Annotated in this window: 20 protein-coding genes and 1 pseudogene; 9 read left to right on the forward strand and 12 right to left on the reverse strand. The window is 67.5% G+C overall.

Annotated features, from left to right (window positions below; genetic code table 11):
* Positions 1–237: 237 nt before the first annotated feature.
* The 3 genes and pseudogenes from ACIA8C_RS07165 to ACIA8C_RS07175 all read right to left on the reverse strand — a co-directional run.
* On the reverse strand, positions 238–942 hold the full coding sequence (locus ACIA8C_RS07165) for a dienelactone hydrolase family protein (protein WP_397131856.1): 705 nt from the start codon (positions 940–942) through the stop codon (positions 238–240).
* A 95-nt stretch (positions 943–1,037) separates the two neighbouring features.
* Complete coding sequence (locus ACIA8C_RS07170) at positions 1,038–3,068, reverse strand: copper-translocating P-type ATPase (RefSeq protein ID WP_397132807.1); 2,031 nt, start codon at positions 3,066–3,068, stop codon at positions 1,038–1,040.
* A gap of 702 nt (positions 3,069–3,770) precedes the next feature.
* Positions 3,771–3,950: pseudogene (locus ACIA8C_RS07175) on the reverse strand (heavy-metal-associated domain-containing protein); the annotation flags it as partial.
* A gap of 405 nt (positions 3,951–4,355) precedes the next feature.
* Here ACIA8C_RS07175 and fadD11 point away from each other — a divergent pair.
* Both fadD11 and ACIA8C_RS07185 read left to right on the forward strand, forming a co-directional pair.
* Positions 4,356–6,164: a fatty acid--CoA ligase FadD11 gene (gene fadD11, locus ACIA8C_RS07180; protein ID WP_397131858.1), complete on the forward strand. Its 1,809-nt coding sequence runs from the start codon at positions 4,356–4,358 to the stop codon at positions 6,162–6,164.
* A 127-nt stretch (positions 6,165–6,291) separates the two neighbouring features.
* On the forward strand, positions 6,292–6,705 hold the full coding sequence (locus tag ACIA8C_RS07185; RefSeq protein ID WP_397131860.1) for a nuclear transport factor 2 family protein: 414 nt from the start codon (positions 6,292–6,294) through the stop codon (positions 6,703–6,705).
* Positions 6,706–6,810: 105 nt separating this feature from the next.
* On the opposite strand, the gene ACIA8C_RS07190 is transcribed toward ACIA8C_RS07185, so the two are convergent.
* Complete coding sequence (locus ACIA8C_RS07190; RefSeq protein ID WP_397131862.1) at positions 6,811–7,911, reverse strand: MBL fold metallo-hydrolase; 1,101 nt, start codon at positions 7,909–7,911, stop codon at positions 6,811–6,813.
* A 154-nt stretch (positions 7,912–8,065) separates the two neighbouring features.
* The gene (mshC, locus tag ACIA8C_RS07195; protein WP_397131864.1) at positions 8,066–9,304 is read right to left on the reverse strand and encodes a cysteine--1-D-myo-inosityl 2-amino-2-deoxy-alpha-D-glucopyranoside ligase; all 1,239 of its coding nucleotides are present in this window, start codon (positions 9,302–9,304) and stop codon (positions 8,066–8,068) included.
* Positions 9,305–9,973: 669 nt separating this feature from the next.
* Here mshC and ACIA8C_RS07200 point away from each other — a divergent pair.
* Complete coding sequence (locus ACIA8C_RS07200; RefSeq protein WP_397131866.1) at positions 9,974–10,351, forward strand: DoxX family protein; 378 nt, start codon at positions 9,974–9,976, stop codon at positions 10,349–10,351.
* 108 nt (positions 10,352–10,459) lie between these two features.
* On the opposite strand, the gene ACIA8C_RS07205 is transcribed toward ACIA8C_RS07200, so the two are convergent.
* The 4 genes from ACIA8C_RS07205 to ACIA8C_RS07220 all read right to left on the reverse strand — a co-directional run bounded on the left by ACIA8C_RS07205 (position 10,460) and on the right by ACIA8C_RS07220 (position 13,668).
* Positions 10,460–11,263 (reverse strand): SCO1664 family protein, encoded by an 804-nt coding sequence (locus ACIA8C_RS07205; protein ID WP_397131868.1) that lies wholly within the window; start codon positions 11,261–11,263, stop codon positions 10,460–10,462.
* A 3-nt stretch (positions 11,264–11,266) separates the two neighbouring features.
* Entirely contained in the window at positions 11,267–11,851 is a 585-nt protein-coding gene (locus ACIA8C_RS07210; RefSeq protein WP_040735411.1) for a DUF3090 domain-containing protein, read from the reverse strand.
* A 79-nt stretch (positions 11,852–11,930) separates the two neighbouring features.
* Complete coding sequence (locus ACIA8C_RS07215; RefSeq protein ID WP_397131870.1) at positions 11,931–12,683, reverse strand: histidine phosphatase family protein; 753 nt, start codon at positions 12,681–12,683, stop codon at positions 11,931–11,933.
* A gap of 46 nt (positions 12,684–12,729) precedes the next feature.
* Positions 12,730–13,668: an undecaprenyl-diphosphate phosphatase gene (locus ACIA8C_RS07220; protein ID WP_397131872.1), complete on the reverse strand. Its 939-nt coding sequence runs from the start codon at positions 13,666–13,668 to the stop codon at positions 12,730–12,732.
* Between the two features lie 258 nt (positions 13,669–13,926).
* Between ACIA8C_RS07220 and ACIA8C_RS07225 the strand changes: the two genes are divergently transcribed.
* From ACIA8C_RS07225 to ACIA8C_RS07240, 4 genes are all read left to right on the forward strand, one after another.
* The gene (locus tag ACIA8C_RS07225; protein ID WP_397131874.1) at positions 13,927–14,898 is read left to right on the forward strand and encodes an aldo/keto reductase; all 972 of its coding nucleotides are present in this window, start codon (positions 13,927–13,929) and stop codon (positions 14,896–14,898) included.
* Positions 14,899–15,011: 113 nt separating this feature from the next.
* Entirely contained in the window at positions 15,012–16,079 is a 1,068-nt protein-coding gene (locus ACIA8C_RS07230) for a hemin ABC transporter substrate-binding protein (RefSeq protein ID WP_397131876.1), read from the forward strand.
* A gap of 13 nt (positions 16,080–16,092) precedes the next feature.
* The gene (locus tag ACIA8C_RS07235) at positions 16,093–17,199 is read left to right on the forward strand and encodes a FecCD family ABC transporter permease (RefSeq protein WP_397131878.1); all 1,107 of its coding nucleotides are present in this window, start codon (positions 16,093–16,095) and stop codon (positions 17,197–17,199) included.
* Between the two features lie 43 nt (positions 17,200–17,242).
* Complete coding sequence (locus ACIA8C_RS07240; RefSeq protein WP_397131880.1) at positions 17,243–18,091, forward strand: heme ABC transporter ATP-binding protein; 849 nt, start codon at positions 17,243–17,245, stop codon at positions 18,089–18,091.
* Positions 18,092–18,109: 18 nt separating this feature from the next.
* Here ACIA8C_RS07240 and ACIA8C_RS07245 read toward each other — a convergent pair whose 3' ends face one another.
* From ACIA8C_RS07245 to ACIA8C_RS07255, 3 genes are read right to left on the reverse strand one after another with little or no spacing between them, the layout of a single operon-like run.
* Positions 18,110–20,203: an MMPL family transporter gene (locus ACIA8C_RS07245; RefSeq protein ID WP_397131882.1), complete on the reverse strand. Its 2,094-nt coding sequence runs from the start codon at positions 20,201–20,203 to the stop codon at positions 18,110–18,112.
* A gap of 58 nt (positions 20,204–20,261) precedes the next feature.
* A complete protein-coding gene (locus ACIA8C_RS07250; protein ID WP_397131884.1) occupies positions 20,262–20,801 on the reverse strand; it encodes a hypothetical protein in 540 nt (179 codons plus the stop codon).
* A complete protein-coding gene (locus ACIA8C_RS07255; RefSeq protein ID WP_397131886.1) occupies positions 20,802–21,158 on the reverse strand; it encodes a hypothetical protein in 357 nt (118 codons plus the stop codon).
* A gap of 163 nt (positions 21,159–21,321) precedes the next feature.
* Between ACIA8C_RS07255 and ACIA8C_RS07260 the strand changes: the two genes are divergently transcribed.
* Positions 21,322–22,407 carry a YncE family protein gene (locus ACIA8C_RS07260; protein WP_397131888.1) on the forward strand — a complete coding sequence of 362 codons (1,086 nt, stop codon included), beginning with the start codon at positions 21,322–21,324 and terminating at the stop codon, positions 22,405–22,407.
* Entirely contained in the window at positions 22,407–22,694 is a 288-nt protein-coding gene (locus ACIA8C_RS07265; protein WP_397131890.1) for a DUF5703 family protein, read from the forward strand. The genes ACIA8C_RS07260 and ACIA8C_RS07265 overlap by 1 nt, the downstream gene beginning before the upstream one ends.
* Positions 22,695–22,698 lie beyond the last annotated feature (4 nt).

Here is a 22,698-nt window from a genome sequence, read left to right on the forward strand (position 1 = left end):
CCCCCGCAAACGTCACGGCTTCCGCACACCCATCCACATCCTCAATGACATACTCACCAAACCACCCACTGTTGCATCGACCGCGTGAATCCGCCCGAGAAGACGAAAGCATCAGTTCCCCATGATCTTGACGGCGAGCGTTGCCGATGGCGTCTGCGCCCAGCTCGAGGTTGTTTCTGTGGGCGAGGGCGATCAGTAAGTTCGACAATGCCGCGGGGGTTCGAGAGAGCGGCTGGGTCAGGGGTTTTCGGTGCCGGTGAGGTGGGTGTCGAAGAAGCTGAAGATGCGCTGCCAGGCGTCGCGGGACGCGTCCTCGTTGTATCCGAGACCGGTGACGCGCAGTAGCGGGTCGACGGGGGTGACGTTGGCGAAGGCGTGGGTGACCTTCGGATAGACCTTGATGTCGTGGTCCACGCCGAGGTCGGTCAACGCCTCGTCCAGTTTGCGTGGCGCGCCGATCAGGATCGGGTCGCGTTGGGCATAGCTGGCGACCACCGGGCAGGCGCCGTCGAGCATCGCGCGGTAGTCGCCGTACAGCGACGGATAGAACGGCGCGGACGCGTCGAAACCCTTCGGCGCGACCAGCAGCGCGAACCCGCCGCCCATGCAAAACCCGATCACGGCGGTGCGGCCGGTGCAATCGGGTTCGGCGACGAGCCGGTCGCGCGCCGCCACGATGTCACGCACCGGCGGCCCGTCGCCGGTGAACACCAGCGCGCGATAGATCGTCCGGATGCAGCGCACCCGGCCGCGCGAGAACAGATTCGGCGCGATCGTCAGATATCCGTAATCGGCCAGCATCCGCACGGTCCGCCGCAGATCCGCGCTGAACCCCACCCCATCGTGGATCACCACGACCCCCGGCCACGGCCCCTCCCCGGATGGCCGCGCCAGGATCGCCTCGAGCCGTCCATCCGGTGCGGTGAGCTCAATCGTGTTCATGCTCACCGAATCTAGGTCAGTGTCTCAGACATGTACAGCATGAGCTCGTTACCGGGGAGCGATTACGGCTTCACGGCGGGCTCACTGCCCGCACATCAGTTGCCGGTCTTGGTCTGGCCAGGAAGGCGGAGGCGTTTGAGGGACACCGCGTTCAAGGCGACGATGATGCTGGAACCCGACATCGACATGGCGGCGATCTCCGGACGCAGGGTGAAGCCGAAGGCAGGGACGAAGACGCCTGCGGCTATCGGCAGGGCGATGGTGTTGTAGCCGACGGCCCAGGCGAGGTTTTGGTGCATCTTGCGCAGGGTGCCGCGGCCGATGCGCAGGGCGGTGGGGACGTCGAGTGGGTCCGAGCGCATCAGCACGAGGTCGGCGGTTTCGATGGCGACGTCGGTGCCCGCGCCGATGGCGATGCCAAGATCCGCGCCCGCCAATGCGGGGGCATCGTTGACACCGTCGCCGACCATGGCGACCCTGCGGCCAGCACGTTGCAGCTCAGCGATTTTCGCGGCCTTGTCACCGGGCAGGACCTCGGCGATGACGGTATCGATGCCGAGATCGGCGGCGATGCGTTCGGCGGTGGCGCGGTTGTCGCCGGTCAACATCACCACTTCGATACCGAGTTCGTGCAGTTCGGCGACCGCGGCGGCGGAGGTGTCGCGCGGTGCGTCGGCGAGGGCGATCACCGCGACGGCGGTGCCATCGATCGCGGCAAGGACGGCGGTGTGACCGGAGTCGGCCAGCCGATCACGGTGCGCCGCAAGCGATCCGACGTCGATCCGCTCCCGCTCGAACAACCGCCGGTTGCCGACAACGACACGGTGGCCGTCGATCTCGGCGATAGCGCCATGACCGGGGACGTTCTCGAACTTGTCGGCAGACAGATTCGCGATACCGACGGAGCTGCGACTCACCGCGTTTGCGGACCCGTCAGCGGAGACACTCGCCTCATCGACAGCGCCGAGGGTTTCGGAGTGCCGGACGATTGCGGCGGCCAGGGGGTGTTCGGATTCACGTTCGACGGCGGCGACTAAGCGGAGGACATCGTCGGCTGAATATCCTTCGGCGGTAACCACATCGGTGACCTCCGGTTCGCCCTTGGTCAGGGTGCCGGTCTTGTCCATAACTACTGTCTGGATGCGGGCGGCGGATTCCAGAGCGAGCGCGTTCTTGAACAGCACACCGCGTTTCGCGCCGAGGCCGGTGCCGACCATGATCGCGGTCGGTGTCGCGAGGCCGAGGGCGTCGGGGCAGGTGATCACCACGACGGTGATCGCGAACAGCATCGCCTTGGCGAACGAGGCGCCGACGAGCAGCCACACAACGAAGGTCAGTGCGCCGCCGAACAATGCGACCAGCACCAACCAGAAGGCCGCGCGGTCGGCCAGCTTCTGGCCCGGCGCCTTCGAATTCTGTGCCTGCTGAACTAATTCCACGATCTGTGCCAGCGCGGTATCCGCACCGACCTTGGTGGCCTGCACCCGCAGCGTGCCGTTGGTATTCAACGACGCACCGATGACGGTCGAGCCCGGTTCCTTGTGCACCGGCATGCTCTCGCCGGTCACCATCGACTCGTCGACCTCGCTGTCGCCCTCCGCCACCACACCGTCGACGGCGATCTTCGCGCCCGGCCGCACCAACAGCAGGTCACCGACCACCACCTCGGCGGTGGGCACCTCCACCGGCACACCGTCGCGAATCACCTCCGCCTTGGGCGGCGCCAGATCCAGCAGCGCGCGAATGGCGTCGTTGGCTCCGCCGCGAGCCCGCATCTCGAACCAATGACCAAGCAGCACAAAGGTTGCCAGCATCGTCGAGGCCTCGTAGAACACCTCGCCGCCGCCGGTCAGCGTGATCGCCAGCGAATACAGCCAGCCCGCCCCGATCCCCACCGCGACCAACACCATCATGTCCAACGTGCGCGCCCGCAACGCCGCCACCGCACCGGTGAAGAAGATCGCCGACGAATAAAAGATCACCGGCAAACTCAGCACCAGCGCCCAAATGTCCTGCCGCATCCCGAACGGCACCGGCAGATGCACCCCGAACATGTCGGTAGCCATCGGCGACCACAACATCACCAGCACCGCGAACACCGCCGCCACCACAAACCGATTCCGCATATCAGCAGCCATGTCCGCCATCGACATCCCAGCATGGCCCGCATGCCCGGCGTGATCGCTGTGCCCAGCGTGGTCACCCTGCCCGGCTTCGCCGACCTGCCCAACATGACCGCCGAGTCCAGCGTGGCCGCCGTGCCCAGCGTGGCCGCCGTGCCCAGCGTGGCCGCCCTGCTCAGCGTGGCCGCCCTGCCCGGCGTGATCGCCGTGCTCAGCGTCGCCGACCTGCCCAACATGACCGCCGTGTCCAGCGTGATCGCCCTGCCCGGCGTGGTCGCCCTGCCCGGCATGGTCACCCTGCCCGGCATGGTCACCCTGCCCGGCATGGTCACCCTGCCCGGCATGGTCACCCTGCCCGGCATGGTCACCCTGCCCGGCATGACCGCCGAGTCCAGCGTGACCGCCGCGCCCAGCGTCGCCGACCTGCCCGACATGACCGCCGTGTTCAGCGTGACCGCCGCGCCCAGCGTGACCGCCGTGCTCAGCGTGAGCGCCGCGTGCAGGGTGATCGCCCTGTCCAACTTCACCGCCGGGATCGGCGGCGTGCACACGATCACCTGGGGTCGTTGCCGTATCCGCGTGACCGTCGCTGTGCGGCTCGAGGAGCGGATCGCAGAGGTGGGTGGGGACCGAGCGGCCTGCGCAGTGGTAGCCGCAGTCGCGGACCCAGCCGGCGAGTTCGGCGACCGAGGTGCGGGTGGGATCGTAGGCGACCGTGGCGGTCTGGGCGGCCGGGTTGGCGGCTACGTCGAGCACGCCCGGCCTGCGGCGGAGTACGGCGGTGACGACATTGGCTTGGCTGGCCCAGCGGACGCCGCGCACGTCGAGGACGGCGGTACGGCGTGGTGGGTTGCGGTGCTGCTGGTCGTGGTTCACGTACCTCACTCCTCGTTCGGAAAGGCTCGATCGAGTCGACGCGCGCCGTCGGCACGCTCGACCATATACCCCTACGGGGTAGGTGTCTAATGCAAACCGCCGACGCAGTAGCGCGAAAACCAGTTGTCACGGGCCCGTACTGTGCAGTCGTGGCAGACATCACCAGCTTGCTCGCGACCTACGACGAGCAGTTGCGCGGGGCACCGCGGAACCTCCCGGCCGACACTGCCGCGGGCATCACCGCAGCCGGACTACCGCCCGTGGGCGCGCGGAACCTGACTGCGGCAAGCCTCAGAGGTCCCGTTGATGGCGACAGCGCAACCGTGCGGAAAACGACAGAAACATCCCCGTGTCGCTTTCGCTGCCTTTACCGTCTCAGAGAGATGGAAAGCTGTTCTGAACGGGGTTAGCGTCATGTCCGAACCGAATACCTCCTGTGCCGCGTTTCAGCGTGTTGCGTCCATCGAGCCCGACGCGGTTGCGGTCCGGTCGATCGGCGGCACGCAAAGTTTGACCTGGCGGGACTATGCCGCGCAGGTGCGGGAGATCGCGGCGGGGTTGAGTGCGCTCGGCGTCGGACGCGGCGACACGGTGGCGTTGATGATGGCCAATCGGGTCGAGTTCTATCCGCTCGAGGTGGGTGCGCAGCATGCCGGTGCCACTTCGTTTTCCGTGTACAACACGCTTGTGCCCGAGCAGTTGAACTATGTGTTCGGCAACGCGGGTAATCGGGTGGTGATCTGCGAGGCACAGTATGTGGACCGGATCCGGTCGTGCGGGGTGCCGATCGAGACCATCGTCTGCCTCGACGGAGCGCCGGACGGGACACTCAGCGTCGAGGAGCTGAAATCGTTGGGGCGCAGTGACTTCGACTTCGAGGCGAGTTGGCGCGCGGTCCAGCCGGACGACGTGGTGACTCTGTGCTACACCTCCGGAACCACCGGCAATCCGAAAGGCGTCGAGCTCACGCACGCCAACCTCCTGTTCGACGCGTACGCCTTCGCCACGGTGCTGCCCGTCGAATTCGGTGACCGGCAGACGTCGTATCTGCCGACCGCGCACATGGCCGACCGATTCACCGCCCTGTACCTGCAGGAGATCTTCGGCACGCAACTCACGGTCGTGCCCGATCGCAACCAACTGCTCGGCGCGCTGCTCGACGCCAGGCCGACCATCTGGGGCGCGGTCCCCCGCGTGTGGGAAAAGTTCAAGGCCGCACTGGAATTCGCGGTCGCCAACGAACCCGACGAGGCCACCCGCTCGGCGCTGCAATGGGGTCTCAGCGTCGCCGCGCGCAAGGCCGCCGCGGAACTGTCCGGCGAACCGATGGACGACGCGCTCGCCGCCGAATGGGCGAAGGCCGATGCCGCGGTGCTGTCCACGCTGCGCGCGAAACTCGGCCTGGACCAAGTGAAGTGGGCGATGTCGGGTGCCGCGCCGATCCCGCCGGAGACGCTCGGCTTCTTCTTCGGCCTCGGCATCCCCATCTCCGAGGTCTGGGGCATGTCCGAGGTGACCTGCATCGCCACCGTCAGCCCGCCGCACGAGGCCAGGCTCGGCACGGTCGGCAGGCTGCTGCCTGGCCTCGAAGCCACCATCGCCGACGATGGTGAATTCCTGATCCGCGGCCCGTCGATCATGCGCTGCTACCGCGCCGAACCGGTCAAGACCGCCGAAGCCGTCGACGCCGACGGCTGGCTGCACACCGGCGACATCCTCACCCAGGACGCCGACGGCTACCTGCGCGTCGTGGACCGCAAAAAGGAACTCATCATCAACTCCGCCGGAAAGAACATGTCCCCGGCCAACATCGAGAACGCCATCAAGGCCGCCACGCCACTGATCGGCGCCATCGCCACCATCGGCGACCGCCGCCCCTTCAATACCGCCCTCATCGTCATCGACGCCGAGACCGCCGAACCCTATGCGGCCCAACATGGTTTGCCCGACGCCTCCGCCGCCGCACTCGCCGCCGACCCCGGCGTGATCGCCGAAATCGCGCGCGGCGTCGCGGCAGGAAACACCAAACTGTCCCGGGTAGAACAGATCAAACGCTTCACCGTCCTGCCCACCTTCTGGGAACCCGGCGGCGACGAGATCACCCTTACCATGAAACTCCGCCGCACCCCCATCGCCACCAAATACGCCCCTGACATAGACCGCCTCTACTCCCCCGAGCCGACCTCCGAAGTCCACCAGCCGACCGCCCCAGTCGACGGGTAGGCGCTGTATAAGTATGCCTCCCAAGCATTTCCGCACCGCGCCCTTACCTCCGAGGTAATCGACGCGCGCCCAACGCCCTGCGACTGTCGTTCGGGCAAGCAGTCCGGCAATGCCCGCAGGAGGATACGTGACCACCACAGCAGACGCCACCCGAACCACGGTCGAGGCCTTCCTCACCGCCCGCGCCGACGGCGACACCGAGAAGATCACCGCCTTGTTCGCCGACGAGGTCGACTGGCTGCTCGCCGAGAACCCCGTCGTGCCGTGGATCAGGCCGCGCCGGACCGCGGCCGAATGTGGGGCGCAGTTCGCGGAGCTGATGGCACATGTCGTTCCGGAGGACGCCCACGCCAGCATCGATACTTTCTTGGTCGACGGCGCGGATGCCGTTGTCTTCGGACATCTTTCGGGCACGGTACGTACCACCGGCAAACCGTTCAAGGGACCCTTCGCGTTGCGCCTGACCGTCGAGGACGGCCGCATCACCCGCCACCACTTGTACGAGAACAGTGTCTCCATCGCGGCGGCATGCACGCCATGAACCCGTTACTGGTCAGGACGCGCCGCACCCGACTGCCAGTGCCACCACGCGGGATTCGTGCAGCCGATGCGGGTTTGCCAGGCGGGTCGGTAGTTCGTTCGCGGACTACAAGGCGAAGGTGAGGCGGTCGGGGCGGACGTAGTCGGTGGGGTCGTGGAGGGAACGCAGTTCGGGGCGTTGAGGGGCGGGGATGCGGGTGAGCTCGTCGCGCAGGGGTGGGTCGTAGTTGGCGGCTCCCGCGGTGATGCCGGGGAGCCAGTTGTCGTGATGGGTGGGGACGAACAGGGTGGGGGCGATGGCTTCGATATACCGGCGGGGGTCGCGAAGGCCGTTGGTGATTTGGTTGAAGCCTTGGACGGCACCGATGTGCAGGTCGGTCGGGGGTAGGGCGGCGAAGATGTCGAAGACGTTCGGCGCCTTTTCGGTGAGTGGGCCGGTGGAGTCGTGCCAGACCACCGAAAAACCGGGGACGCGGAATTGGTAGAGCAGGGATCCGCCCTCGGGGTCGTTCAAGCGCGGGACGCTTTGCAAGAAACCGGCGAGGGTCGGCGGATGCTGGACCAGGGCACACAATTCCGGCATCGGAAAGAACGAGGACGAGCCGCCGGGACGTTCGGGCGCGGTGGGCGCGGAGTGCAGGTGCCGGATCGCGGTCACCTCGACCGCACCGACGGTGAAGTCGTGCCGCTCCCCCGGTAGCGCATTCGCGTCACCGAGGGCGACGGTCCGAAATCCTGGATCGCGCACCTGCGCACTGATATTCACACCGTGGTCGGCGGTCCCGTAGACCACCGCGCCGGACGCCTGCGCGATCCGTCCCGCATCACCCGCGTGATCGAAATGCCCGTGCCCGATGAAGATCGCCTCGGGCGCGAGGTCCGCCAGATCCTGCGGCGTGGCAGGCACGTATCCGGTACTGGTCAGCCGAGGCACCCACGCGTCGAGCAGGAACACCGACCCGCCGATGGCCATCGCATAGGTCGTGCACCCCACCCACGCCAGCACCACCCGATCCGCCCGCACCGTACCGGTCGCCGCGTCGACGGTGTCGACTCCGAAGAACCGCTGCCGAGCGGCCACGGTCTGCGGCGCACCGGGCTCGGCGGACGCGGTCAACCGCCCCGCGACCAACAGCACCCCCGCACCGAGCGCACCACCCAGCATCGTCCGCCGCGCGATGGAACCCCGCCCACGAATGTTGCACATCGCAGTACCACATCACGGAACATCGACCCCGGCAACCGGTTCAGCCGAACCAGCAGGTGCCCCCGAGTCGATCACATCGCGCAGACCAGATACGCCAGCCGACGAACGACTCTCGCTGATCACCCACCGCCCACGTGGTCCACCGCGAAGCGAACTACAGGCTGATGCCGAGCAGGGTGTCTACCGCGGCGGCGACAGCGGACGGGGCTTCGGGGTCGGAACCGCCGTAGTCGAGTGCCTGGCGGGCCCAATTGTCCACGGCGTCCAGGGCTTTCGGGGTGTCCAGGTCGTCGCTCAGGTGCTGACGGAGGCGGGCGATGGTGTCGGTGGCGGCCGGGCCGGACGCCAGGGTGGTGGCGCGGCGCCACCGGTCGAGACGCGCCTTGGCCTGCTCCAGTACCGCGTCGGTCCACATGCGGTCCTGGCGGTAGTGGCCGGCCAGCAGGCCGAGGCGGATGGCGGCCGGGTCGACGCCGTTGCGGCGCAGCGTGGAGACCAGTACGAGGTTGCCCTTGGACTTCGACATCTTCTCGCCGTCCAAGCCGATCAGACCGGCGTGCACGTAGTGGCGGGCGAAGCGGCGGCCCGCGATGAGCGACTCGGCGTGCGCGGCGGAGTACTCGTGGTGCGGGTAGATCAGATCGCTGCCGCCGCCCTGAATGTCGAACTCGGGGCCGATCCGGTTGAGGGCGATCGCCGAACACTCGATGTGCCAGCCCGGACGTCCGGCACCGAACGGGGCGGGCCAGGACGGCTCGCCGGGACGCTCGGCACGCCACAGCAGTGCGTCGATGGTGTCGCGCTTGCCTGCGCGGTCGGGGTCGCCGCCGCGTTCGGCGAACAGCCGCTCCATGGTGGCGCGGTCGTAGCCGGATTCGTAGCCGAACTGCTCGGTGGCATCGGCACGGAAGTACACGTCGGGGAACTCCGCGTCGTCGACGATGTACGCCGCGCCCGAGGCGAGCAGCTTCTGCACGAATTCGATGACCTCGTCGACGGATTCGATGGCGCCGACGTACTCGCGCGGCGGCACGATGCGCAGCGCCGACATGTCCTCGCGGAACAGGTTGATTTCGCGGGTGCCGAGCTCGCGCCAATCCAGGCCGTCGCGCTCGGCCCGCTCGAACAGCGGGTCGTCCACGTCGGTCACGTTTTGCACGTAGTGCACCTCGTGGCCCGCGTCGTGCAACGCCCGGTTGACCAGATCGAAGGTCAGGTAGGTGGCGGCGTGACCGAGATGAGTCGCGTCATAGGGGGTGATCCCGCAGACGTACATGGTGGCGGTGGCACCGGGTGTCACCGGCCGCACCTGACGGTCGGCGGTGTCGTACAACCGCAACGGTGGCCCTGCTCCGGGGATGGTGGGTAGGGCGGTATCGGACCAGGACTGCATGATTCGAGGGTAAAGGTGTGGTCGAGATCATCGCCCCCCGCCCCGGTCCAGAGCCCGCCGTAAGCCCCTGACCTGCCGCTCCCGACCTGCGTTTTCCGGCAAATCATGGGATGTCAAGGTTTTCGCTCTCGCAGAATCAGCTGTCCGGGGAAGCCGCCACACGGCACCGCGCGCCACCGAACCAACCGCTGACGGTAGCGTCCCGGCCGCACGAGGGCAATGGGAAATCCCGAGTCGACCGACAGTGCCATCGCCACGATCGGCATCCGATGCAGTCGTGCACGCGCTGCCGAATCTGTCGCACACGGGCGGTACCGCGCCGATCGAGCAAGTGCCGCAACGTCACTCGCTGAAATATTGCAAGGCAGCGAGCGCACGTCCCGACAGCGGGGCCATCCAAGAGGTGCGGCGGCACCACACGCCCAGCTTCTGACTTCTCGCACAGCGAATTGCATGCGATTGCCTGCGCGGGAAATCGAGGGGTGTGCGGTGGCGGGCGCTATGGCGTACGTCACGCGGGCGGGGTGTCACAGGGGTCGGGACGTCGGCATCTTATGTCCGCCTGGTGAGTCCATCGGGCAACGCCGTTCGGACGATCAGCAGTTCGTCGGCGTGTCAGTTCGGATACCCCTGGCGACGTAGAGCCGCCCGCACTTGAAGGAGAACCTCATGAACCTCGCGCTGTGGATCGCTGCCGGACTGTTGGCGGCGATCGCGCTGACCGGCGGCGTCACCAAGACGTTCGTGCCGAGGGCGAAACTGGCCGCGGCTCCGGGCGGTGAGTGGACCGGCCGCGTCGGTGCCCAGTACATCAAGGCCCTTGGGATCGTCGAGATACTGGCCGCGATCGGCCTGATCCTGCCTGCGGTCCTCGATGTCGCACCGGTCTTGGTACCGATCACCGCGGCCTGCTGGGTGGTGTTGATGATCGGTGCGATGATCACCCACCTGCGCGATGGCGGATGGAAATTCGTACTGGTGAATCTGGTTTATCTCGCCATTGCCGTGTTCGTCGCTTGGGGTCGCTTCGGCCCGCATGCCTTCTGAGTTCGCGCCCGCCCGGCCAATGCCGACCCGAGGCAAGAATCACCCGTGGATCGGCACAGCGTGCAGGTTCGCAGGCACTGCCGAGAACCGCCTCGGCGCCAACTGAATTCAGAAGGCGGGCCACGGAATCGGCCGGGCCGTACGCGGTGTCGGCATCACCGGATCGTCGACCAGCTCCTGCGTACGGTCGACCAACGCCTCGATCTCGGCGTCGGTGATGTGCTCGGACAGCACGTCCGCGACCGGACCCGGCAGTTCCTTGGCGAACGCGGTGATATCGGCGACCAGCGCGTCACTGAGCGGCTGGCCTGCCCACCCCCATAGCACAGTGCGCAATTTGTGCTCGGTGTGCAAACAGATGCCGTGATCGACCCCGTACACCTGTCCGTCCACACCTTCCAACGCGTGCCCGCCTTTGCGGTCAGCGTTGTTCAGCAACACATCCAGCACGGCCATCCGCTGCAACCGCGGATCGTCGGCGTGAATGAGCGACACCTCGTTACCCGCCGGATCCTGCGCCCGCAACACCTCACGGAATCCGTCGGGCACCGCGCCAGGCGAGACCAGATCGACCAGGTCGAGCCGATCGCCCTGCTCGGTGTGGTTGTCCACCCCTTCGACCCAGCGCTGCACCATCCCGATGCCATAGGGCCCGTCCCGCAGGATCGTCTCCGGAATCACCCCCCACCCCACCGCGGCGGAAATCTCATAGGACGCCACTTCACGCCCGGCGAGCGTGCCGTCCGGAAAGTCCCACAACGGCCGTTCACCCCGCACCGGCTTGTAGACCACCCGCAGCGGCGCCGCACCGTCATCGAGAATGTCGCAAACCAGGGTCACGTTACTGGCAATGCTGATCCGCCCGATCACCGTCAGCTCGCCGCTGTGGAACCGGTCCCCGGCCCGCGTCACCGATCACTCCTCTAGCTCGGCCGCGCCGAAGATATCGCCGCGCTTGTACCCGTTGGTGCGCACGCACATGTGCCCCCGCGACGACAGCGGTTCCCCGCACAGCGGGCACGGCGGCCGCCCCGCCGCGATCACCCTGGTGGACCGCAGCGCGAACTCCCGCGCCTGGATCGGGGTCAGGAACACGCGGACCGCGTCCGGACCCTCCTCGGTGTCGTCGAGCACCACCGACTCGTCGACCTCGGTCTCTGTGATCGCCAGCAACTCGACAACCACGGCATTCGCGTCGGCATCCCAGCCGAGCCCCATGGTGCCGACCCGGAACTCCGCGTCGACCGGCGTCACCAGCGGCGCGGTGTCGCCGATGTCCTCGGCCTGCGGCGGCACCTCGGCACCGAACCGGCGAGCAACCTCGTCCAACAGCAAACCCATCCGGTCGGCGAGCACCTTCACCTGTTGCTTCTCCAGCAACACACTGACAACCCGCGGTTCCTCTATGGCCTGCAGATAGAACGAACGATCGCCCGGCTCACCGACGGTCCCGGCGACGAAACGATCGGGGGTGCGGAATACATGGATTGCGCGTGACACATGCACCTCCTGATACGTGACCCTGATCGACTACCCACGGCGCTGGGATACAACGCCAACTATCCGTGTACAAGGAATCTCAGCGCTCCGCATTCCCATTATCCTCACTCCCCGCACTACCCAGCTCGCCGCCGGGAACCGGTCCGGAGGTATCGACCTCGGCGTCTTGTTTATCGGAGCCGGAATCGCGAATGGGGCGTGGCTGATTCGACAACGCGGACAGGTCGGTGCCGGTGTCGTTGAGTCGCCACACATAGGGCGCGGTCGGCGTGTATCGGACAACGCTGATCGAGGCGGGCTCTACGACGATCCGCTGGAATCCGTCCAAATGGATGCCCAACGCGTCGGCCAGCACGGATTTGATGACGTCACCGTGGGTGCAGGCCACCCAGAGCACGTCGTGCCCGTGCTGTTCGGCCAGCGCCCGATCGTGCTCGCGCAGCGCGGCGACGGCGCGAGTCTGCACCTGCGCCAGCCCCTCGCCGCCCGGGAATACCGCGCCGGAAGCGTGCCGCTGCACCACTTTCCACAGCGGCTCGCTGAGCAATTCGGCGATCGGACGCCCGGTCCATTCGCCGTAATCGACCTCGATCAGCCGGTCGTCGAAGACCGGTTCCAGCCCCAATTTCTCCGCGAGCGGCGCCACCGTTCGCTGACAGCGCAACAGCGGAGAGTGCACGATGCGTTCGATCGGCAGCCCGGCGAGCCGGTCGGCGACGGCCTTGGCCTGATCGTTGCCGCGCTCGGTCAGCTCGACGCCGGTGCTCCGACCGGCCAGCGTGTGGGCGGTGTTCGAGGTCGAGACTCCGTGGCGGAGCAGAATCACCGTCATATAGTCAGCCTAAGCCCGGCCATGGACTCGCTACGCGATGCAGAGTTCATGTGGCGGACACGACACCCGTCGCCAGCAGTCCCATCACGGTCAGTCCGAGCACGATGCGGTAGCCGACGAACCAGTCCAGCGAATGCTTGGCAACAAACTTGAGCAGCCACGCCACCGACGCGTAGCCGACCACGAACGCGAGCAACGTCGCCACGATCAACTGCGCGCCGCTGGCATTGAGCCCCTCGCCCGCCGGTTTGAACGCGTCCGGAATGCTGAACAGCCCCGACGCCGTCACCGCCGGAATCGCGAGCAGGAACGAAAACCGCACGGACGCTTCACGAGTCAGCCCGAGAAACAGACCAGCCGACGAGGTGGCACCCGAACGCGACACACCCGGAATCAGCGCGAGGCACTGCGCGAAACCCATCACCAGCCCATCACGGGTCGTGAGCTGCTCGAGCGGGCGCAGCTTGCGTCCGTAATACTCCGCCGCCGCGATGACCAGCGCGAACGCGATCAGCATGAACGAGATCAGCCACAGGTTGCGAGCCGCGGTGCGGATCACGTCCTTGAGCAAGAAGCCGAGCACGCCGATCGGGATGGTGGCGATGATCACATACCAGCCGACCCGGTAGTCCAGCTCGCGCTGCCGCTCCTCATCGAAGTAGCGGTCGGCCTGCCCCATGGTGACCACGGGCAGCCGCGTCGTCACCTGATCGGTGATCGGTACCGTCTGCCGCGACGACAGCTTGCCGAGCACAGTGCCGAACCAGGCCTGCAGGATCCGCCAGATGTCCTTGGCGAAATACACCAGGACGGCGGCCTCGGTGCCGAGCTGGGTCACCGCGGTGAACGAAGCACCCGCGTCGTCGCCGAAGAACACCCCCGACACGATCCGCAGATGCGCCGACGACGAGATCGGCAGGAACTCGGTGAGCCCCTGCACCAGGCCGAGGACGAGCGCCTGTATCCAGGTCATCGACTCGCCCATCACACGGTCTCCTGGTGTCGCATGGCCGCCTCCACGTGTTCTTGCCCGAAATAACCGTTCCGACTGGGCAATTGGTCAATAGGTGGGTCGCAGGCGGGTGAGCACCGGCGCAATCCCGCAGCGACAGTACAGTGTCGCGGCCGTACCGGCATGCTCGCACCGGTATCGAGAACGACGCGCGAGCCACTGTGCGGGTAGGCGTCCGGACACCGGTGCACGCTCTAGGCTTGGCGCCGTGACGATTGCGCGGACACGGTGATGGAACAACGGACGGTCGGCCGCAGCGGCCTACGGGTGTCCCGGATAGGTCTTGCGACCCATACCTGGGGTTCGCATACGGATGCCGACGAGGCCGCCGTGCAGCTGGTGGCGTTCGTCGAGGCGGGCGGCACGCTCGTCGACACCTCCCCCGCGTATGCCGGTGGCGGCGCGCAGCGGATCCTGGCCGAACTGCTCGGCGATCTGGTGTCCCGTGATGATCTGGTGCTCAGTGGGTGCGCTGGTCTCGCGCCGCGGGTCACGCCCGCGCCCGCCGGTCCCGCCGTGCCGGACGCGACGGCCAAGACCGCTATCGATACCTCGCGGCGCGCGCTGCTGCGCCAGCTCGATCGGACGTTGCTCGAATTCGGTACCGACCACCTCGACATCTGGAATGTCGCGGTGTGGGATCCGCGGACCCCGCTCGACGAGGTCGCGGCCACCCTCGAACAGGCGGTGCGGTCCGGGAAGGTCCGATACGCGGGCGTGCGCGGATTCGGCGCGTGGCAGCTGGCGAGTCTGGCCGCCATCACTGCGATCAGCGTCGCGCAGACGCCGTACTCGCTGCTGGCTCGGGACGCGGAGACCGATTACGTGCCCGCCGCGCTGCATCACGGAGTCGGGGTGATCGCCTCGGCGCCGCTCGCCGGCGGGATTCTCACCGGCAAGTATCGCGATGGCGTGCCCGCGGATTCACGGGGCGCGGACGAGTCGACGGCCGCGGACATCCGCGACAGTCTCGACGAACGCGCGACCAGGGTGGTCGACGCACTGGTCACCGCCGCGGACGGGTTAGGTACTTCGCCGTTAGCCGTCGCATTGGCCTGGATCCGCGATCGTCCCGGCGTGGCCAGCATGATCGTCGGAGCTCGCGATATCGGGCAGCTCACCGGGGTGCTCGCCGCCGAGGCGCTCGAGCTGCCGCGGGCGATCGCCGCGGCGCTGGACGATGTGAGCGCTCGTATCGAATGAGCACTGCCGTTTACCCGAACGGCCGGGATTCGCGCGACGACAAGACGCCGGAGCGCCGCGGTCGCCGTCGACCCGATGCCGGTCGCCGTGCGGCACGTCTTAGGCTTACCTACATGAAGCATGCGACGTCCGGCGACCCGTCCGTCCGAACGCAGCGGGACGCGGGTGTCCGATCCGGCTGGTCGCATTGCGTACTCGCGGTGTTCGCGGTGACGCTGGTCGTGGTCTCGGCCGCGTGCGGAACGGACACCGCGACGATCGGCGCCGGACAGCGCGGGCCGGCCACCGCGACGCTGACCGACCTCGATCCGGTGCCGATCGGACCGGAACCGACGCCGGTACTGCCGGTCACCGTGCGCTCGTTCGACGGCGCGGACGTCACCATCACCGATGCGAGCCGCATTATCGCGGTCGATCGCTACGGCACCCTCTCGCAGATCGTGTACGCGCTGGGCCTCGGATCCAAGCTGATCGGCCGCAGCTCCGTCGCCATCCCCGCCATTCGCGACGTGCCGAACGTGGCGGGCGGCAACGGCGCGTTGAATCTGGAAGCCCTACTGGCGCTGCGCCCTTCGGTGTTCCTGACCGACGACGTTACGGTGACGCCGCAGTTGCGTGAGCAGTTGCGCGCGGCAGGGGTGAATGTCGTCTTCGCCGATCCGAAGCGCACCATGGACGGTGTCGTCCCCCAAATCGAGGCCGTGGCAACCGCTTTGGGCGTACCCGAGCAAGGCAAGGCACTCGGGCAGCGCACCCGCGCCGAGATCGACGCCGCCATCGCCGCTGTGCCCAAACAAGATCCGGCACTGAAGATGGCGTTCCTGTATCTGCGCAGCACCGCCATCACCATGCTTGCCGGGCCCGGCTCCGGGGCGGATTCGCTGATTGCCGCACTCGGCGGGCAGGACGCGGGCGCCGCGCTGTCCGAGCCGTTCATCACGATCACCAGCGAGGCCATGATCGCTGCCGCGCCTGATCTGCTGCTGGTCATGTCGGACGGGTTGAAATCCGTTGGCGGAGTAGACGGACTCGAAAAAGTGCCGGGTATCGCGCAGACTCCGGCCGGGCGCAACAAGCGGGTCGTCGACATGTCGGACCAGGTGATCCTGAGCTACGGACCCAACACCGGCCGGGTGATCACCGCCCTGAGCGAGGCCGTGTACGGCACCAAGCCCGCATGACCCGGCGGCTCGCATGACCGAATCCGTTGTCGCCAAGTCCGAACCAGCCGTTTCGCCGACCGTGCCGCCCGCGCCGAAATCGCGCGGACGTTCGCGCACGGCACTGGTGTTCACGGTCGCCATCATCGGGTTGATCGCGCTCGCGCTGGCCTCCGCCGCGATCGGGCAGGTGCCGACCACCCCCGCCGAGGTTGCGGGCAGTGTGCTGCACCGGATCGGGCTGGACTGGGGGCCGCTGCCCGCGCACCCCGCCGGCGAGGTGACGCTGTGGCAGGTGCGGTTCCCGCGGGTGCTGCTGGCCATGCTGGTCGGCGCTGCGCTCGCGACCGCGGGTGGGTTGTTGCAGGGGGTATTTGCCAATCCGCTTGCCGAGCCCGGCGTTATCGGTGTTTCCGCCGGTGCCGCGGTCGGCGCGGGCACCGTCATCGTGGTCGGCGGAACGTTCGTCGCCGCCTGGTCGGTGGCCGCGGCCGCGTTCGCCGCCGGGCTGGCCACCACGCTGCTGGTGTATCTGCTCGCCCGCTCCAACGGGCGGACCGAGGTGGTCACCCTCGTGCTCACCGGTGTCGCGATCAACGCGTTCGCGGGCGGATTGCTCGCGTTCCTGTTGTTCGTCGCCAACCCGGCCGCGCGCGACCAGATCGTGTTCTGGCAGTTGGGTTCGCTCAACGGCGCCACCTGGGATTCGGTCACCATCGTGGCCATCCTCACCGCCCTCGGCGTCACCGCCGCCATCGTCATCGCCCCGCGCCTGGACCTGCTCGCCCTCGGCGAAGCCTCCGCCCGCCACCTCGGCGTCGACGTGGAACGACTGCGCCGCAACGTCATTCTGGTCGTCGCCATCCTCGCCACCGCGGGCGTCGCGTTCACCGGCATCGTCATGTTCGTCGGCCTCATCGTCCCGCACCTGGTCCGGATGCTCGTCGGCCCCGCCCACCGCGTCCTCATCCCGCTCAGCGCGATTCTCGGCGCCGTCGTCCTGCTCGCCGCCGACGTCGCCGCTCGCTCGCTGGTCCACAACGCCGACCTCCCCCTCGGCATGCTCACCTCGCTGATCGGCGGGCCGTTCTTCTTCTGGCTGCTCCGCCGCACCCGGGCACGTGCGGGAGGGTGGGCATGAGGTGCCGTGGCAGCCAAAGGCCTTGGCGTTCTAGGAGTGGCGTGTGAGCGGGGTTCGGCAGGTGTTCGCGCGGACACATGAATTGCCTGTTGCGCCGGAGAAGGGCGCGGTGACGTTGCGGGCGCGCGGGGTGAGTGTGGATCGGCGGGGGGCGAAGTCCGCGCAACGGCGGGTGCTCGAGGCGGTTGACTTCGATGTGGTCGCGGGTGAGATCGTCGCGCTGGTCGGGCCCAATGGGGCGGGCAAGTCCACGTTGCTCGCGGCGCTGGCCGGGGAGCTGACGCCCGTCGAAGGGGCAGTTGAGCTCGAGGGGCAGGCGCTGACTCATTGGTCGCCGCTGGATATGGCACGGCGTCGTGCGGTCCTCCCCCAAACCCACACCGTCGGTTTCCCGTTCACCGCTCGCGAAGTCATCGCGATGGGCCGGGCACCGTGGTTGCGCACCGAGCGACGCGAACTCGATGACGAACGCATCGCCGCCACCATGGCCGCCGCCGACGTGACACACCTTGCCGCCCGGTCGTTTCCCACCCTGTCCGGGGGTGAACGCGCCCGCGTCGCCTTGGCCCGCGTGCTCGCCCAGGACACCGGCACCCTGCTCCTCGACGAACCCACCGCGGCCCTCGACCTCGGTCATCAGGAGGCCGTCCTCCGCCTGGCCACCACCCGCGCCCAAGCGGGTGCCGCGGTGGTCGTCGTCCTGCACGACCTCGGCATCGCCGCCGCCTACGCCGACCGCGTCGCCGTCCTCGAATCCGGCCGCATCGCCGCCGACGGCCCACCCCGTGAGGTCCTCACCACCGATCTCCTCACCCGCGTCTACCAACACCCCGTCGAAGTCCTGAACCACCCCGTCACCGGCGCCCAACTGGTCCTGCCTGTCCGTCGCTGACCTCGGTCCCCGAACAGGTCAGCGCCAGATCAGTTTCAATACCGCGGGGGTCAGCAGCATCCGGATGACGGTGGCGTCCAGGATCAGCGCGGCGATCATGCCGTAGGCGATGTATTTCATCAAAACCAGGTCGGAGAAGCCGAACGCGCCGGTGACGACGATCAGAATGGCTGCGGCGGAGGTGATTACGCCGCCGGTGTGGGCAATGCCATAGCGGATCGCCTCGCGTGGTTCGGCGCCGCCCGCGCGTGCCTCGGCCACCCGGGACAGCAGGAACACCTCATAGTCGGTGGACAGGCCGAACACCACGGTCACGATCAGCGCGAGGACCGCGAACATCAACGGGCCAGGCGTGAAGTGGAAGAACCCCGCACCGTGCCCCTCTACGAAGACCCACGTGAGCACCCCCAGCGTCGACACCAGACTCAACGCGCTCATCGCAACCGCCTTGACCGCCAGCACAATCGACCGGAATGCCGCATACATCAGCGTCAACGCCGCCGCCGCGAGAATCGCCACCAGTATCGGCAGCCTGTGCAGCAATCCGTTGATGCTGTCGCGTTCCAGCGCGGGCACCCCGGCCACCATGACGTCCACCCCCGCCGGTTCCGGAATCGCCCGCAACGCCGAGATCACCCGGTCGGAATCCTGCTTGTCCGTGAGCCCGGCCTGCAGCACATTGATGCCGTTCTTGGTCGGCACGGATGGCTCGAATCGTCCGGTGAGCCCGGGAATTCGGCTCGCCTCGTACCGAATGTCACTGAGCTGCTGCGGATCAGCACCGCGCACAACAAGTTTCAGCGGTTCGGTACGGAAACTCGGGAACAGCTCATCGAATCGCTCCTGCGCCACCCTGGCCGGGTTCTCCGCACCGAGATACTTCTCGCTGATCCCACCGAACTCGATGTGCCGGAACGGAATACTCAACGCAAGCAGGGCAAGAACGATCGGCACCGCCACCGCCAACGGCCGCCGCATCGACCACTGCGCGAGCCGCGAGAAGAACCCGGCATCGATCTGCGCCTCGGTCTTGCTGCGCGAGAACCGCTTCCACCCCAGCAGATCGATCCGCCGCCCCGCGATACTCAACGCGGCGGGCAGCGCGGTCACCGACAGCAACGCGGCAAGCAGCACCGAACTGATGCCGCCATACGGCACCGACCGCAGCACCCCGTTCGGAAAGATGAACAGCGCACCGAGACTGACCGCGATGATCGCCGCCGAGAACAACACGGTGCGCCCCGCGGTCGCCACCGTGCGCGCGGTCGCCTCCTCCACGCTGCGCCCCGCGGCGAGCTCTTCCCGAAACCGCGTGACGGTGAACAACCCGTAGTCGATGGCCAACCCGAGACTCACCAAAGTCATGACGGTACTGGCGAATACGTTCACATCGATGAACCCGGTGAGCACCCGCATGATGCCCGCGGTCCCCATGATCGTCATGCCGCCGATCAACACCGGAAGCAACGCGCCGACCACCCCGCCGAACACGAAGTACAGCAGTATCGCCACCAACGGCATCGCGATGATCTCCGCACGGTGGATGTCGTTCTGCATGCCGGTATTGAGTCCGGCCAGCACCGGCTGCAGTCCGGCCAGTTGCACGGTGGTCCCGCCGGGCCCACCGCCTGCGCTCCCGGCGCCGAGATGATCCTTGATCGCGGAGTAGTTCTCGACGGTCGCGGTGCCCTCGCCGCGCAGGCCGACGCTGGCGAACGCGTGCGTATGCGAGGCATCGGTGGCGTTCGCCGCGAACGGGCTGTCCCAGTAGCTGTCGATCTTCAGAATGTTGTCCGGGTAACGCGTGAGCAGCCCGTTCAACGCGCCCGTCACCGCGGACCGAACCGCGGGGTCATCGACGGTCGTCCCCGATGGCGCGGTGTACAGCAGGATCAGATCGCTGTCGGTATCGCGCCCGAAGGTCGTGTCGGCGATCTTGGACGCCGCCACCGACTCGCTGGACTCGTCGAACCAGCCCTCCTGCGTCAGCCGCCCCGCCAGATCGCGCCCGTACCAACCGGACGCGAGCACTACCAGCGCGAACACCCCGAGCACCAGAAACCGATGCCGATACACGAACCGGCCCCACCGCAACAGCCCGGAATGCACCATCGAACCGTCCTGCGGTGCCCGCGAGCCACCTACGCGCGAACTCCGCACTCCCGTCACGTCAGCCGCAGGCCGGCGTGCGGTAATCGGCGGAACGCAGGATCCCGCACAGGTCGGTGCGCGAGATCTTCCACTTGCCGTCGAGCAGCACGAAATGCACGACGGTCGTGCGCACCGCGGTCCCGCTACCGTCCTTGTCCAGCCGCATCGTCGCGGTGAGCGTGCCGTCGTGGTTGTCGAACACCGGATCGGTGACCCCGTAGACGGCGCGCGGATTGTCTTGCAGCGCCTTGTACATATCGGGGATCGCGGTCCGGAACGCGTCGCCGTCCTCGATGAGGTCGGTGCGTTCGCTGTCCGGCAGGCCAGGGTCCAGCGCCCGTTTGATCTGTGAGTCCAGCTGGGTGGCAGACGGCAGCGGCGGATGCGCGGCGATCGAGGAGGTGGTGATCGAGGCGGACAGCGACGCGTTGGCCGACGAACGAGCGGCGTCGACGGCCGCCTCGTCCGATCCGGTGCTGCACGCCGCGCTCGCGGCCACCAGGAGGAGGCCGGACGCGGTCAGCACGGTGCGGGCGAGAAATGTGTATGGCATCACCATCTACATACCATCAATTACGGAACTGATGCGTCCCAGCAGTGCCCGCACGGTGGTTACTTCGCGATCCGGCGCCGCGTCGACGGGCACCGCGTCGGGGATCATGTCGCGCACCAAGGCGACGACACTGCGTTCGTCGTCGAGATCGATGTCGGTGACCCTGACCTCGGCGACCGCGACGACATCCTCCGGACCCGGCACGTCACTCACCAGATCGGCCCGGTAGATCTCCAGCGTCAGGCTGGCCCGGACCGTGCGGAACGCGAACGGCCGGCCGTCGCCGGTGGTGCCGAACCCGTGAGCGAACGGGCCAACGGTTATGTCATCGATGGCAAATCCCGACGAATGGTCGGCTTTCAACCGGATCTCCCTGATTTGGACACTGTTTGAGCTCAACCGTAACGCGCATCACCGACATTCTCCCCCCGCCGCCACCCCGGTACGCCGTGATGTTGCGCCATCATGGTCAGATGATGGAGTTGTGGTGAATCGTCGGTAGCGGTCGGTAGAAGGAGTTCGGTGGATGCGCCCTCGCGGCTGGGTTCGATTGGCGGCATTCGCGGGTCCTTCCGTGGTTACCCACCGCAGCCCCCTTCGTCGAGTACCCATCGCGGTGGCGGCGCTGGCACTGCTGGCCGGCTGCGGCAACAGCCCCGACAGTGACAAGCTGCCCACCAGAGATCCGGCGACCGCCGCGATCTCACCCAGCGCCAGCACGCCGCCCGCGGGCAACGTCACCGGGCTCGCCCCCGTCCGCGCGATGCTCGCCGAGCAAAGCACCGGACAGATCGCCGCGCTCGACGCAGGCGCGACGAACACCCTCTACCTGATCGACCCGGCCACGCGCACCGATGTCCCGAACTCCGGCGTGCGCACCCTGCCCCTGCCCGCCCACGGCGCAGGCCTCGCGCAGGGCAAGCCCGGCGAACTCCTGATCCCCGCGCCCGACCGCATCCTCCGCGTCGACGTGACCGCCGCCACCCTCAGCGAAGTCCCGTTCGACGGCGACGCCAGATCCGTCCAGCGCCGCGACGACGACACGCTGCTCGTCGGCACCGCCGACGGCAAGGTCCGTACCCTCTCCGCCGAGGGCAAGATCACCCGCACCGTCACCGGCCTCGCCTCCGCCGACGCGCTCGCCCTCACCCCCGATCACGTGTCCGTCCTGGACCGCAGGCAGACCTCCGTCACCGAGATCGAGCTCGGTAAGAACGACCTCGGCCTGGCCTTGCGCGCGGGCGACGGCGCAACCAACATGATCTCCGACCACTTCGGCAGGATCATCGTCACCGACAGCACGGGCGACGAACTCTTGGTCTTCAGCGCCGGACCTCTCGTCCTGCGTCAGCGATTCCCGGTAAACTCTTCGCCTTACGCGCTTGCCTACGATCAGCGGTCCGACACCGTGTGGGTGACGTGCACGCAGAGCAACGAAGTCGTCGGATTCGATCTGTCGACAGGTATACCGACGGAAGTGGGCCGCTACCCGACGGTGCGGCAACCGAACTCGGTAACCATCGATCAGCGCACCGGTGACATGTTCGTGGGATCCGCGGCCGACGGCGGTCTGCAGCGGATCCGCGCGGACGATCGGAAGAGAGGCCACTGATGACTCCGGCACCGCGCGCAGACGACGAACCCGCATCACCACGCGAGCAGCGAGCGCGGCGCAACGCGCTGCCCGCAGGCTGGGAAACCACCAGTGACGATTACGAATACGTGCCGCTGCGGCTGCCACCCGAGGTGACCAGGGTGACCGCGTCCATGCGGCTGGCCATCCAGGCCGAGTTCGGCGGCTGGGAACTGTCCCGCGTGCGGGCCTATACCGACGGTAGCCGCCGGGTGCTGCTGCGCCGCCGAAAAACCGCACTACCCCAGCCCGAACCGGGAATGTGAGCTG

It is taken from the genome of Nocardia sp. NPDC051321 (assembly GCF_044455225.1).
Classification (GTDB): domain Bacteria; phylum Actinomycetota; class Actinomycetes; order Mycobacteriales; family Mycobacteriaceae; genus Nocardia.